Source organism: Burkholderia sp. MSMB1459WGS (genome assembly GCF_001534535.1).
GTDB lineage: Bacteria > Pseudomonadota > Gammaproteobacteria > Burkholderiales > Burkholderiaceae > Burkholderia.
On the sequence record NZ_LPMU01000034.1, the window covers coordinates 1 to 12,968 of the forward strand.

Below are 12,968 nucleotides of genomic sequence, written 5' to 3' on the forward strand. Positions count from 1 at the left end.
CCGACCAACCTGCACGTGAACCAGGCGCTGTTCCCGCGCGACACGGTGCAGTCGCGCCTGCCGGATCCGGAATGGCTGGAGCGCTGGCTCGACGAGCAGATCCGTTTCGACGGCGAGTGGGAGAAGAAGGTCGTCGAGCGAATCCTGCACAACCTGTCGATCCTGTTCGAGCGCACGTTCGCGACCGCGCAGGAGCTGAACCGCTACCGCAAGGAAGTCACCAGCCGCCTGCAGGCCGAAAGCGGCCCGTCGTCGGCCGCGCAGCCGGCCTGAGGCCGGCGGGTGCCGGCGGCGGCGCGAGTCGCGTCTGGCTCGCGCCCGGCTCGCGGCACCGTGTCGCGTTCGTTGCATGAAGCCCGCCCGGCCGGTCCGGCGGGCTTTTTATCTGGCGCCGCCGTCGCGCGCGCCGTCGTTCATTCCGTCCGATCTCCATCATGTCCGCCACCTTCGAACGCAAGCTGATCACCCGTGATGCCCTCGTCGCGCTGCGCGCGTCGCTGCCGTCGCCCGTCGTGTTCACCAACGGCGTGTTCGACATCCTGCATCGCGGTCACGTCACGTATCTCGCCGATGCGAAAGCGCTTGGCGCCTGCCTGATCGTCGGCGTGAACAGCGATGCGTCGGTGCGCATGCTCGGCAAGGGCGACGACCGGCCGATCAACCGCGAAGAGGATCGCGCGGCACTGCTGGCGGCGCTGGAAAGCGTCGACTGGGTCGTGACGTTCGGGGAAAAGACGCCCGTATCGCTGATCGAGGCCGTCCGTCCGGACATCCTCGTGAAGGGCGGCGATTACAACATGGACGCGCTGCCGGAATCCGCGCTCGTGCGCGGCTGGGGCGGCCGGGCGCTGGCGATTCCGTTCGAGCACGATCGCTCGACCACTGCGTTGCTGAAAAAGGTGCGCGCGCAACGGCCCTGAGCGCGACGCGGCGTCGTCACGGGGCGGACGCCGGGAGCGGTGCGGTCGTGACGGCCGGCGCCGCGATCGGGTCGCCGACGACGGGCTGGTCGGTCGCCCGCATGAGCGGCGTCACGCGCAGCGCGTCCGGCCGCACCTGCCGCGCCAGCACGCCGGGTTCGCGCGGGCCGGCCGCCGGCAGCGGCCCGAACACGCCGCGCGCCGCCACGAACGCGAGCATGTTGGCGAGAAAGAGGACAGCGATCAGCCAGCGCAGCATCGTCGAAACTCCTTGTCGTCATCGACGTGATTCACGTCGTTCAGTCGAGCCGGCCGCATGGCCGGCTTTTTCGTAGCTACCGTCGACCGTTCGTGCGGGCCGCTGGCGCGGCGCCGCGCGTACTGCGTCGTCGGCGGGGCGCAGGCCCGCTTCGGTTCGGCCGGCATCGCCACGCGCCCGCTGCGATGCCGGCGCCGTTGCGTCAATCCCGCGCCGTTGCCCGGCCGGCCGTGTCCGCGGCGATCAGTGCGAGCCCGGACAGGATCAGCGCGTCGTGCCGCGTATGCGGGACCGTCAGCGCACGCGCGACGTCGTCCGCCGCGCCGCCTGCCAGCACGAGCCGTACCGGCGCCTGCCACGCGTCGACGAGATCGCGCCACGCGCGTTCGATCAGGCCGGCCTGCGCGTACAGGCAGCCGGCCGACAGCGAGCGCGGCGTATCGATCTGGAACGGTTCGGCCTGCGCGAACGCGAGCAGGCCGCTGGCGATATCGGTGGTCAGCGTCGGCAACTGCGCGGTGTGCGTGCCGAGCGCGCGCATCATCAGCGCCCAGCCCGGCGCGATCAGGCCGCCCGTGAAGCGGCCGTCCGCGCGCAGGGCTTCCAGCGTCGTCGCCGTGCCGAACGTCGCGATCAGCAGATGCTCGTCCGGAAACGCCGCGTGCGCGCCGATCAGGCCGGCCCACCGGTCGCTGCCGAGCTGTTCGGGCGTCGTATAGCCGTTCGTCACGCCGCATTGCGCGGGCCGCGAGCGGATCGTCGTGCGCGGCAGGCCCGGCCAGCGTGCGTCGAGCAGCGCGTCGATCCGCGCGGCCACGTCGGCGCCCGCGACGTTCGAGATCCATGCGCCGCGCGGACGCGGCAGGCGCGACCAGTCGGGATCGGCGCCGCCGTCGCGCGTGTGGCCGAACGCGCCCGTGTCGACGAGCGTGCGCCGCGCGTCGGCGAGCGCCCACTTGATCCGGCTGTTGCCGGCGTCGATCAGCAGATGCGGTTCGCTCATTGCGCTTCGCGCAGCGACACGTCGCCGGCCGCGATCGTCTGCACGCCGCTCGGCGTGTCGAGCAGCAACTGGCCGGTCGCATCGATGCCCGTCGCGATGCCGCGCACGCGTTCGACGCCTTGCTCGAGCAGCACGACTTCGCGGCCCGCGTACGCGTGCAGCGCGTGCCAGCGCGGCAGGAACGGCGCGAGGCCGTCGGCGCCGAATTGCGCGAGCGCGGGCGTGAGCGCGTTCAGCGACGCGGCGAGCGTATCGGTGAGGTTCGCCGACGGGCACGCGATCGACAGCGCGGCAGGCGGCAGCCCGCTCGCGAGCGTCGCTTCGCGCGCGCGCAGCGCGTCGACCTGTGCGGCGACGGCTTCCGCGCCGCGCACGTTGATGCCGAAGCCGATCACGACGGCGGTGGCGTCGGCGGTGGTCCAGACGGTTTCGATCAGGATCCCGGCGAGCTTGCCGACGATGCGCGGCGTGCCGTTGTCGTCGGTCGTCAGCAGCAGGTCGTTCGGCCATTTGAGCGCAACGCGCATGCGGGCGTCGAGCGGCAGCGTGGCCAGCCCTTCCGCGAGCGCGACGCCGATCGCGATACTGAGGCCGCCGAGCGCATCGACGGCGCGCGGCACGATGCAGCCGACCGAGCACAGCAGCGCATTGCCGGGCTGCGCGAACCACGGGCGGCCTTGCCGTCCGCGCCCGGCCGTCTGCTCGAACGCGACGCGCACGAGCGGCGCGGGCAGCGCGTTCGCGCTGCGCGGCAGCGCCTTGAGCCGCGTTGCGACGTCGGCGTTGGTCGAGCCGGTGGCGGCGACGATGTCGAGCGGCCACGCGCGCGGCGCGGCGTCCAGGTGCGCCTCGAGCCGGTTGCGCGCGATGTGTGCGTCGCCGGATTCGGGCGTGTCGGAGGAGGTGGGGGCGTTCATGGCGCCTATTGTAGCGACAGGGGACGTTGGCGCGCGCCGGAGCGCGAGCGCAACCCGCGGGGCGGCATGGCACGGCTCCGTGCGGCTGCTTCGTCCGCACCGGTATCTCGATGTCGTATTCGGAGGTCATCTCGCGGGCGAGCGGCGTCTTGCCCGTCGGCGCCGGGCCCTGGCCGGTCGACATGAGAGCCGGTGCGCCACCGGCGCCGCGCGGCCGACTCGGTTGCGGGACCGATATCGATACGCGGCGCGCACGTCAAGCATGCGACGTCACTACCGTTCGGCCGGGTCGCGCTCGCACGCCCCCTGGCCGAACGGCCGTCACGGCGCGACGACCGGGTGTTTCAGCGCATGCGCGGTCTCGATCCACTGCGCGTGGAATTCGTCCGCGTCGGGCCGAAGCCCGAGTTCGCCGTTGCGATAGGCCATCGCGAGCGTCTGCACGGCTTCCGGCAGCTCGTGTTCGGCGGCCCGGCGATACAGCGCGAGCGCGCGCGCATCGTCGCGCGGCACGCCGCTGCCGTCGCGGTACGCGTTCGCGAGCATGAAGTCGGCGGCCGGGATGTCCGCGCGCGATGCGATGTCGAACCAGTGCGCGGCCTGCACCGGGTCGGCGGCGATGCCGTAGCCGCTGCGGTAGATCAGCCCGAGGTAATACGCGGCGGCCGGGTCGCCCTGTTCGGCCGCGGCGCCGAGCAGCGCGCGTGCGCGTACATAGTCTTTCGGCAGGTCGCCGCTGCCGAGCAGCAACGCCTTGCCGAGCGCGAGCTGCGCGCGCCGTGCAGCCGGCGCGTCAGCCGTGTCGTGCGCCGCTGCGGCCGTTTCCAGCCAGCCGCGCCCCTCGTCGCGCAGCCCCGGTTCGTGCGCATCGACGAGCGCGATGCCGAGCGCCGTCTGCGCGTCGGCCGAGCCGCGCCGTGCGAGCGTGCGCAACTGGGCCAGCGCATGCGGCTCGGTCGCCTGCGCGACCATCGCCTGCCATTCGTCGAGTTGCGCGGCGCTCGGCGCGGGGCCGGCGCCGCGCAGGCCGGTCGCCGCGACGACGGCCGCGACGGTCACGGCCGCCGCCGCGAGCAGCGCGGCGGGCGGGAGCTTCGCGCGCAGCGCGCGCCGCGCGGCAGCGGCGAAGCCGGTTTCGGCAGGCCGCATCGTCCGGATCGGTTGCATCGCGTGTCTCATTGCGTGAGGTCGATCTCGTAGGTCGCGAGGTTCTTGCCCGAGCCGTCGTCGGCCGCGACCTGCGTGATGCCGGTCAGGCCGGCCGCCGTCGCGTCGCCGAGGCGGTTCGGCGCGGACGCGAACCGCACGTGCGCGACCGAGCTCGCGAGCTTCGTGAAGCGCCAGCTGCGCTGCGCGCCGTCGGCCGCACGCGTGATCGCGCCGCGCTTCTTGATGAACGCGATCAGCACGTCGCGGTTCGCGTCGGGCGACGCGAAGATCGTCTTGCTGCCGTCGAGGCCCGGGAAGTTGCCGCCGCCGCTCGCACGGTAGTTGTTGGTCGCGACGATGAACTGCGCGTTCGGGTCGATCGGCGCGCCCTTGTACGTCAGATTCCGGATGCGGCTGCCGACCGGCTGCGTGACGTCGATTTCATAGGCGAGATCGGCCGACGTGAACATGTCGAAGTTGTAGCCGGGGAAGGTGCTGACGAGCGGCTGCACGGTCGCCTTCGTCGGGTCGATCGTGTTGAAGCGCTTCGCGGCGGTCTCGAGCCAGTTCTTCACGTCGGCGCCGCTCACCTTCACCGCGTACACGGTGTTCGGATACAGGTACAGGTCGGCGGCGTTGTTGATCGCGAGCGCGCCCGGCGCGACGTCGGTGTAGTCGGTGCCGCCGCCGAAGCCGCTCTTGAACGGCGCGCTGACCGACAGCACCGGCAGCGACGCGTATTGCGGCAGGTTCGCCTGCACGTAGGTCTTCACGTAGTCGGCCTGTGCCTCGTTGACGATCTGGATCGCGCCCGGATCGCCGACGTCCGCGAAGTACGAGTTCATCCGGTAGTCGGTCGAGCCGATCGGCGTCTTCACGTAGTCGATCGTCGCCTGGTGCTCGGCCGCGATCGCGGCGGAGACCGACGGGTCGGCGGCGACGTAGCTCTTGTCGGCGTTCTGGATCGGCCGCGCCTCGACGGTCGTCTGCGACTTGTCGACGGCCCACGTCTTGCCGTCGAACTTCAGGCCGAGCTTGATCACGCCGAGATGCTTGCCCCAGTAGTTGGCCATCACGGTCGGCACGCCGTTGACGGTGCCCTTGACCTTGTCGACGCCCGGCAGGTTGAACTGCGACACCGTGCTGTTCGCGTCCGGGAACACCTGGTGCGAGTGGCCGATCAGCATCGCGTCGATGCCGGGCACCTTCGACAGCCACCAGCTGCCGTTTTCCATCGTCGGCGAGTACGCGGCATTGTCGAGACCGCCGTGCGAGATCGCGACGACGAGATCGGCGCCCTTCGCGCGCATTTCCGGAATGTACTTCTCGGCCGCCTCCTTCAGCCCGGTCGTATAGACCTTGCCGTCGAGCCAGCGCTTGTCCCAGTTCATGATCGCGGGCGGCGTGAAGCCGATGATGCCGATCTTCACGGGCGCGCTGACCGTCTTGCCGTCCGGCGTCGTGGCTGTCACCGTGCGCGTGAGGATCGTGTACGGCGTGAACAGCGGCGCGTTGGTCTTCGCGCTGATCACGTTCGCGAGCACCTGCGGGAAGTTCGGGCCCGCGCACTTCTTCTGCTGGGCCGGCGCCGGCAGGCCGTCGACCTCGAACGTGTTGCCGGTCACCTGCGACAGGTACGGCAGCCCGTAGTTGAACTCGTGGTTGCCGATCCCGCCGCCGTCGAATTTCGCGGCGTTCATCACCTTGTAGATCGCGAGCGTCTGGTCGCAGCCCACCGGCTTCACGAGCGCCTGGTAGTCCGACAGCGCGGTGCCCTGGATCGTGTCGCCGTTGTCGAGCAGCAGCGTGTTCGGGTACTGCTTGCGCGCCTGCGCGATCAGCGTCGACACGCGCTCGAAGCCGAGCGAATTGTCGGCGGCGAGCTTGAAATAGTCGTACGACAGCACGTTGGTGTGCAGGTCGGTCGTCTCGAGCAGCGCGAGCGTGGCCGTCGTGCCGACGGGCGCCTGGGCCTCGGGCTGCGACGGCGGCGTGGCGGTGACGTCGTCGCCGCCGCAGCCGGCGAGGGCGAAGGCGAGGCTGGCGAGCGCGGCGGCGGCCGGTACGTGGCGGCGGGAAAGCGGGGGGAGACGCATCGGTTGTCCTGTTCGGTGTTCTGTTTTATGAAGCGCGAGGTACGCACGAATGGCGGCGCGGTGCGCCGACGGCCTGAGGTGCGGCGCGTGAGAGTATCGAAAGGAAACGTGACGGAACAATGAAAGGTTGCGATGCCGGCAGCGGGCCGCGGCCGGCGGCGGCTTCGGGCCGGTCCCGGCCGGCGCCATGCTCCCGGCTGCGCACCGCGCCGCCGACGCCGCGCCGGAAATCCTCACGTCGCGGCGTCGGACGGTTCGCTACAATGGCCGCTGTCATCCTTTTGCAAACAACCTGCCCTTGGACTTCGAGACTCCTCCCGGCCTGTCGGTCGACGCCGGCGGCCAGGGCCAGACGGTGCGCCTGACCGGCCAGTGGACCGCGCTGTCGCTCGCGCGCAACCGCGGCGCCGTGGCGCGCCGCATCGCGAGCATCGCCGCCGGGCGCGTGAGCGAATGGGATCTGTCCGGCATCGAGCGGCTCGATCACGTCGGCGGCCAGGCGCTGTGGCGCGTGTGGGGCCGCAAGCTGCCGGCCGGCGTCGCGCTGAGTGCCACGCAGCGCACGATCTTCGAACGCATCGAGCGGCTCGACAGCCAGCGCGAGGCGCCCGAGCGCATCGTGCGGTTCGATCCCGTCACGCGGCTCGGCCAGGCGATCTTCTCGTTCGGCGAACACCTGCAGGGCGGCATCGCGATGTTCGGCCTCGTGATCCTCGATGCGCTGTCGGTGCTGCGCCGCCCGCGGACGATGCCGTGGCGGGAAACCTCCGCGAACATCTACAGCGCCGGCGCACAGGCGCTGCCGATCACCGCGCTCGTCGCTTTCCTGATCGGCATCGTGCTCAGCTACCTGTCCGCGCAGCAGTTGCAGATGTTCGGGGCGAACCGCTACATCGTGAACATTCTCGGGCTGTCGGTGATCCGCGAGCTCGGCCCCGTGCTGTCGGCGATTCTCGTCGCGGGCCGCTCGGGCTCGGCGATCACCGCGCAGATCGGCGTGATGCGCGTGACCGAGGAGCTCGACGCGATGCGCGTGATGGGCATCCCGCACGGGCTGCGGCTGATCCTGCCGCGCGTGCTCGCGCTCGGCGTCGCGATGCCGCTGCTCGTGATGTGGACCAACATCATCGCGCTGACGGGCGGCGCGCTCGCCGCGAAGCTGGTGCTCGGCATCGACATCAACTATTTCGTGCGCTCGCTGCCGGGCGTCGTGCCGATCGCGAACCTGTACATCGGCGTCGGCAAGGGCGTCGTGTTCGGCATGCTGATCGCGCTGGTCGCGTGCCATTTCGGCTTCCGGATCAAGGCGAATTCGCAGAGCCTCGGCGAAGGCACGACCACGTCGGTGGTGTCGTCGATCACGGTCGTGATCCTCGCCGACGCGGTGTTCGCGATCCTGTTCCAGAACGTGGGGCTCGGATGAACGCATCGAACGAAACGACCGCGCATGCCGCGGCGATCGGCGCCGGGTCGGTCGGCCCCCGGCCGGACGCGGCCGCCGATGCCGCCGACTTCGTGATCGAGGTGCGCAACCTGACCAAGCGCTACGGGCGCAACATCGTTCACCAGAAGCTCGACTTCGACGTGCGGCGCGGCGAGATCGTGTCGATCGTCGGCGGCTCGGGCTCCGGCAAGACGACGCTCGTGCGCCAGATCCTCGGCCTCGAACGGCCGACGTCGGGCACGATCAAGGTGTTCGGCGAGGATACGGCGACGATCGACGACGCGAGCGCGCGGATGATGCGCACGCGTTCGGGGATGCTGTTCCAGCAGGGCGCGCTGTTCTCGTCGATGACGGTGTTCGACAACGTCGCGCAGCCGCTGCGCGAGCTCGGCCGCGTGCCGCCGGACCTGCTGCACGACATCGTGATGCTGAAGCTCGAGATGGTCGGGCTGCCGTGCAAGCACGCGTCGAAGATGCCGGCCGCGCTGTCGGGCGGGATGGTGAAGCGGGTCGGCATCGCGCGCGCGATCGCGCTGGAGCCCGAGCTGCTGTTCCTCGACGAGCCGACGGCCGGCCTCGATCCGCAGGCCTCCGACGAATTCGTCGAGCTGATCGCGACGCTGCACCGCACGCTCGGGCTGACCGTCGTGATGGTGACGCACGACCTCGATACGATGGTCGCGCTGTCGACACGCGTCGCGGTGCTGGCCGACCGCAAGGTGCTGGTCGCCGCGCCCGTCGAGGAGGCCGCGAACGTCGACCATCCGTTCATCCACGAATATTTCCTGGGGCTGCGCGGGCGCCGCGCGTTGCAGGCGCTGCCGCCCGAGCGGCGCGCGAAGCTGCCGAAGGCGGCCCTCGAACCGGCGCTGTCGAGCGTCGAGCTGTAGAAGCAAGGAACCCGCGAATGGAAAACAAATCACATGCGTTCTGGGCCGGCCTGTTCACGATCGCGCTGACGCTCGCGATCGCGGGCACCGTGTTCTGGTTCAACGTCGACCGCACCGTGCGCGTGCCGTACGACCTGCTCGCGCGCACCAACGTGACGGGGCTGTTCCCGGACGCGGCCGTGCGCTTTCGCGGCCTCGACGTCGGCAAGGTGCAGTCGATCGGCTTCGATCGCACGCATCCGGGTCAGATCCGGATCCGCATCCTCGTCGATCACGACGCGCCGATCACGCAGTCGACCTACGGCAGCCTCGGCTTCCAGGGCGTGACGGGCATCGCGTTCGTGCAGCTCGAGGATACGGGGCGCGATCTGTCGCCGCTGCCGTCGTCGCCGAAGTCGATCGCGCAGATCCCGATGCGGCCGAGCCTGTTCGACCAGATCCAGGAGCGCGGCGACGTGCTGCTGAGGCAACTCGAACTGGCCGCGAAGAGCGCGAACGCGCTGATGTCGCCCGAGATGCGCGAGCAGTTGCGCGCGACCGCCGAAAGCCTGCAGCACGCGGCCGACGGCGCCGCGACGCTGACGAAGCAACTCGGCCCGGCGGTCACCGCGCTGCCGGAGACGATGCACGAGGTGAACCGCGCGATGGCGTCGGCGAACACGCTGCTGCAGCCGAACGGGCCGCTCGTGTCGAACCTGAACAAGGCCGGCACGGCCGCCGAGCAGGTCGGCGTCGCGCTGAACGGGCTCAACGCGCGCGTGCAGTACGACACGCTGCCGCGCTTCAATGCGCTGGCCGACAGCGTCGGCGACGCGTCGCGGCAATTGAAGGACGTCGCCGGCGAACTCGGCCGCAACCCGCGCAGTCTGTTGTTCGGGTCGCCCGGCGCGGCGCCGGGGCCCGGCGAAGCGGGCTTCGTCTGGCCTGGCGCGACGGCCGGGCAATGACGTTCATCGAAACCGGAAACATCATGCAGGAATACGCCATGCCACGAATCCTTGACCGCGCGCTGCGTCCGGCCGCGGCCGCGCTTGCCGTGCTGACGCTCGCGCTGGCGGCCGGCTGCGCCGGCAACGACGCGGTGCTGTCGAACATCCGCTACGACCTCGGGCCCGTGTCGTCGGTGGCGACCGCCGGGTCGGGCCCCGCGCTGAAGGTGCTCGACGTCGCCGCGCCCGACGCGCTCGATACGGACAAGTTCGCGTACCGCCTCGCGTACGCCGATGCGCAGCACGTGGCCGTCTATCGCGACAGCCGCTGGACCGCGCCGCCCGCGCAGTTGCTCACGCAACGGCTGCGCGGCGCGCTGTCGTCGCGCGGCACGGTGCTCGAAGGGGCCGACGGCGTGCGCGCGCCGACCCTCAAGGTCGACCTGAGCGAATTCGAACAGGTCTTCGACGGGCAGTCGCAAAGCCACGGTGCGGTGACCGCGCGCGCGACGCTGATGCTCGACGGCAAGGTGCTCGGCCAGCGCACGTTCGTCGCGCGCGCGCCGTCGAGCACGCCCGACGCGGCCGGCGGCGCGCGTGCGCTCGCGGCGGCCAGCGACGAACTCGTGTCGCAGATCGCCGCGTGGGTCGGCGTGCAGGCGTACGCGGGCACGCCGTGACGCCCGGCGGGCAGCCGCGATGAGCGCGCCCGGCACGCATCGCGCGTCGCCGCTCGCGCGGCAGGCGTTTGCCGCCTACGCGGCGCTGATCGTCTATGCGTCGCTGTATCCGTTCGAAGGCTGGGCGTCGCTCGGCATCGGCCCGTTCGATTACCTGTTCGCGCCGATGCAGCGCTACGTGACGGCGTTCGACGTGGTCACGAACGTGCTCGGTTATCTGCCGTTCGGCGCACTCGGCGTGCTCGCGCTGCACCCGCGCTGGCGCGGCGTGGCCGCGACGCTGATCGCGAGCGTGCTCGGCGTGCTGCTGTCGGGGACGATGGAAGCACTGCAGACCTACCTGCCGACGCGCGTCGCGTCGAATCTCGATCTCGGCGCCAACGCGCTCGGCGCGCTGCTGGGCGCGGCGCTTGCCGCGCCGGTCGCCGGCGCGCTGCTCGACCGCGGCGTGCTGCGCCGGCTGCGCCTCGCGTGGCTGGAGGCCGACGGGTCGACGCCGCTGCTGCTCGCCGCGCTGTGGCCGTTCGCGATCGTGTTTCCGTCGCCGTTCCTGTTCGGCATCGGCGACTGGCCGGCCGCGCTGTGGGAGCGCGCCGACGCGTCGATGCAGGACGCGCTGCTCGCATGGCTGCCGGCCGCGTGGCACGTCAGCGAATGGCCCGAGCGGGTCGACGGCTGGTTGTCGGATTCCGCGTGGGAAGCCGTGCTCGGCGGGCTGATGCTGTTCCCCGCGCTGGCGATCGCGTCGCTCGCGATGCGCCCGCGCGCGCCGCGCATCCGGCTGCTGGTCGCGCTGGTGGTCGCCACGCTCGTGCTGAAGGCGGCCGCGACGTTCATGCAGTCGGCCACCGGCCTCGTCGTCGTGTGGGCGACGCCCGGCGCGCGGCTCGGCATCGAGCTGGGTTTCGCGGCGGCGCTCGTCGCATTGCGCGTGCCGGCGACGTGGCGCGCGATGCTCGCGGCGCTCGCGCTGCTGGCCGGCGTCGCGCTCGTGAACCTGCTGCCGGTCAATCCGTTCTTCGACTTCACGCTGTCGGGGTGGCGGCAGGGCCGCTACGTGCACTTCAACAGCATCGCGCGCTGGCTCGCATGGATCTGGCCCTACGCGGCGCTGATCTGGCTCGGCCAGCGCGTCGAGCACGCGTGGCTGCCGGCCGCGCTGCGCCGCTGACGCGGCAGCCCGGGCCCGTGCGGCGGCGGTCGCGCCGCGGGCAGCCGCGTGCGCCGGTCGCTATAATCGTCCGCATCCTCCGTTGCCGCTTCGCGTAACGGCAATTCATCGCCCTTCTTTCCGCACGGCCTTGCGCCGGGCCGCTCGTCACCATCATGGATTCCTACTATCAGCACCACGTCTTCTTCTGCCTGAACCAGCGCGAACCGGGCGCCGAACGCCCGAGCTGCGCGCAATGCGACGCGCAGACCATGCAGGAATACGCGAAAAAGCGCGTGAAGGAACTCGGTCTCGCGGGGCCCGGCAAGGTCCGCATCAACAAGGCCGGCTGCCTCGACCGCTGCGAGGAAGGGCCGGTGATGGTCGTGTATCCGGAAGGCACGTGGTACACGTACGTCGATCGGGCCGACATCGACGAGATCGTCGAGTCGCACCTGCGCGACGGCAAGGTCGTCGAGCGCCTGAAGATCTGAGCGGGCCGGCCGAATGAACGTTCATACGCAGAAATCGTTGATCGCGGGCCCGATCGGCCAGATCGAAATCGCGGTCGACCTGCCCGACGCCGTGCGCGAAGGCGGCGCCGCGCCGCGCGGCATCGCGCTCGTCGCGCATCCGCATCCGTTGTTCGGCGGCACGATGGACAACAAGGTCGCGCAGACGCTCGCGCGCACGCTCGTGCAACTGAACTACGTCGTCTATCGGTCGAACTTCCGTGGCGTCGGCGCGACCGAAGGCGTGCACGACAACGGCGCCGGCGAGGCCGACGACCTGCTCGCGGTGCTCGCGCACATGCGCGCGCAGCCCGCGTATGCGGACCTGCCGCTCGTGCTCGCGGGCTTCTCGTTCGGCACCTTCGTGCTGTCGCACGTCGCGAAGCGGCTGCGCGACGCGGGCGAGACGATCGAGCGGATGGTGTTCGTCGGCACGGCCGCGAGCCGCTGGCAGGTGGCCGACGTGCCCGAGAACACGCTCGTGATCCACGGCGAAACCGACGACACGGTGCCGATCGCGTCGGTGTACGACTGGGCGCGGCCGCAGGAGCTGCCGGTCGTCGTGATCCCCGGCGCCGAGCATTTCCTCCATCGCAAGCTGCACGTGCTGAAGCGCATCATCGTCGACGCGTGGCGCTAGGGCCAGCGCAAGCCCGTTATCAGCGTGAACAGGCGCCAGCCTGCATGCGGGCGCCGGCGTAAGCGCCGGGGCCCGTGCCGCGCACCGGCGCCCGGCCGGATGATGCGCGACCCTTCCCGACACTTCACGCGACGCCGCGCCGCAACCCGGCTGCCGCACGCCGGCGCAACGCGCGTTGCACGCCGCCCGCGCCCGTCTCTCGTGCGGCGTCGAGCAAGCGTGCCCGATGCGCCGCCGCGCGATGCGCGCGCAGCCGGTATGCGGGCGTTCGGCGGCAGGTTCGCGAAAACGCCGTTCGCGGCCACGTATAATGGCCGCATTCCGCGTTGCCCGCGGCCCGGCTGGGCCCATGCGGCGCTCGTTTCGCCGCCTGTCCGCC

13 protein-coding genes and 1 pseudogene are annotated in these 12,968 nt (G+C 71.0%); 9 read left to right on the plus strand and 5 right to left on the minus strand.

Features of this window, described 5'->3' with window-relative positions; translation table 11 throughout:
• Positions 1-273, plus strand: a pseudogene (locus WT97_RS13305) (ferritin-like domain-containing protein); the annotation flags it as partial.
• Positions 274-434: 161 nt separating this feature from the next.
• Positions 435-920, plus strand: a complete 486-nt coding sequence (gene rfaE2 / locus WT97_RS13310; RefSeq protein WP_060353604.1) for a D-glycero-beta-D-manno-heptose 1-phosphate adenylyltransferase — start codon at positions 435-437, stop codon at positions 918-920.
• 16 nt (positions 921-936) lie between these two features.
• Here the strand turns inward: rfaE2 and WT97_RS13315 are convergent, their stop codons facing one another.
• The 5 genes from WT97_RS13315 to WT97_RS13335 form a co-directional block, all read right to left on the minus strand.
• A complete protein-coding gene (locus WT97_RS13315; protein ID WP_059506497.1) occupies positions 937-1,179 on the minus strand; it encodes a hypothetical protein in 243 nt (80 codons plus the stop codon).
• A 202-nt stretch (positions 1,180-1,381) separates the two neighbouring features.
• Positions 1,382-2,182, minus strand: coding sequence for a type III pantothenate kinase (locus WT97_RS13320; RefSeq protein WP_060353605.1), 801 nt, complete (start codon positions 2,180-2,182; stop codon positions 1,382-1,384).
• Positions 2,179-3,099, minus strand: coding sequence for a biotin--[acetyl-CoA-carboxylase] ligase (locus tag WT97_RS13325; RefSeq protein ID WP_059506503.1), 921 nt, complete (start codon positions 3,097-3,099; stop codon positions 2,179-2,181). The genes WT97_RS13320 and WT97_RS13325 overlap by 4 nt, the downstream gene beginning before the upstream one ends.
• A 321-nt stretch (positions 3,100-3,420) precedes the next feature.
• Entirely contained in the window at positions 3,421-4,266 is an 846-nt protein-coding gene (locus tag WT97_RS13330; RefSeq protein ID WP_060353606.1) for a tetratricopeptide repeat protein, read from the minus strand.
• An 8-nt stretch (positions 4,267-4,274) separates the two neighbouring features.
• The gene (locus WT97_RS13335; protein ID WP_059506508.1) at positions 4,275-6,344 is read right to left on the minus strand and encodes a bifunctional 2',3'-cyclic-nucleotide 2'-phosphodiesterase/3'-nucleotidase; all 2,070 of its coding nucleotides are present in this window, start codon (positions 6,342-6,344) and stop codon (positions 4,275-4,277) included.
• Positions 6,345-6,642: 298 nt separating this feature from the next.
• On the opposite strand from WT97_RS13335, the gene WT97_RS13340 reads away from it, so the two are divergent.
• The 7 genes from WT97_RS13340 (at position 6,643) to WT97_RS13370 (ending at position 12,589) form a co-directional block, all read left to right on the plus strand.
• Positions 6,643-7,767, plus strand: coding sequence for an ABC transporter permease (locus WT97_RS13340; RefSeq protein WP_059795530.1), 1,125 nt, complete (start codon positions 6,643-6,645; stop codon positions 7,765-7,767).
• Complete coding sequence (locus WT97_RS13345; RefSeq protein ID WP_060353607.1) at positions 7,764-8,678, plus strand: ABC transporter ATP-binding protein; 915 nt, start codon at positions 7,764-7,766, stop codon at positions 8,676-8,678. The genes WT97_RS13340 and WT97_RS13345 overlap by 4 nt, the downstream gene beginning before the upstream one ends.
• A 17-nt stretch (positions 8,679-8,695) precedes the next feature.
• Entirely contained in the window at positions 8,696-9,625 is a 930-nt protein-coding gene (locus WT97_RS13350; protein ID WP_059506512.1) for an MlaD family protein, read from the plus strand.
• Positions 9,626-9,663: 38 nt separating this feature from the next.
• Positions 9,664-10,287 (plus strand): ABC-type transport auxiliary lipoprotein family protein, encoded by a 624-nt coding sequence (locus tag WT97_RS13355; RefSeq protein WP_060035712.1) that lies wholly within the window; start codon positions 9,664-9,666, stop codon positions 10,285-10,287.
• Positions 10,288-10,306: 19 nt separating this feature from the next.
• A complete protein-coding gene (locus tag WT97_RS13360) occupies positions 10,307-11,458 on the plus strand; it encodes a VanZ family protein (RefSeq protein ID WP_059506513.1) in 1,152 nt (383 codons plus the stop codon).
• Between the two features lie 155 nt (positions 11,459-11,613).
• Complete coding sequence (locus tag WT97_RS13365) at positions 11,614-11,931, plus strand: ferredoxin (protein WP_034208488.1); 318 nt, start codon at positions 11,614-11,616, stop codon at positions 11,929-11,931.
• 13 nt (positions 11,932-11,944) lie between these two features.
• Positions 11,945-12,589 (plus strand): alpha/beta hydrolase, encoded by a 645-nt coding sequence (locus tag WT97_RS13370; RefSeq protein ID WP_059506516.1) that lies wholly within the window; start codon positions 11,945-11,947, stop codon positions 12,587-12,589.
• The last annotated feature ends 379 nt before the right edge of the window (positions 12,590-12,968 follow it).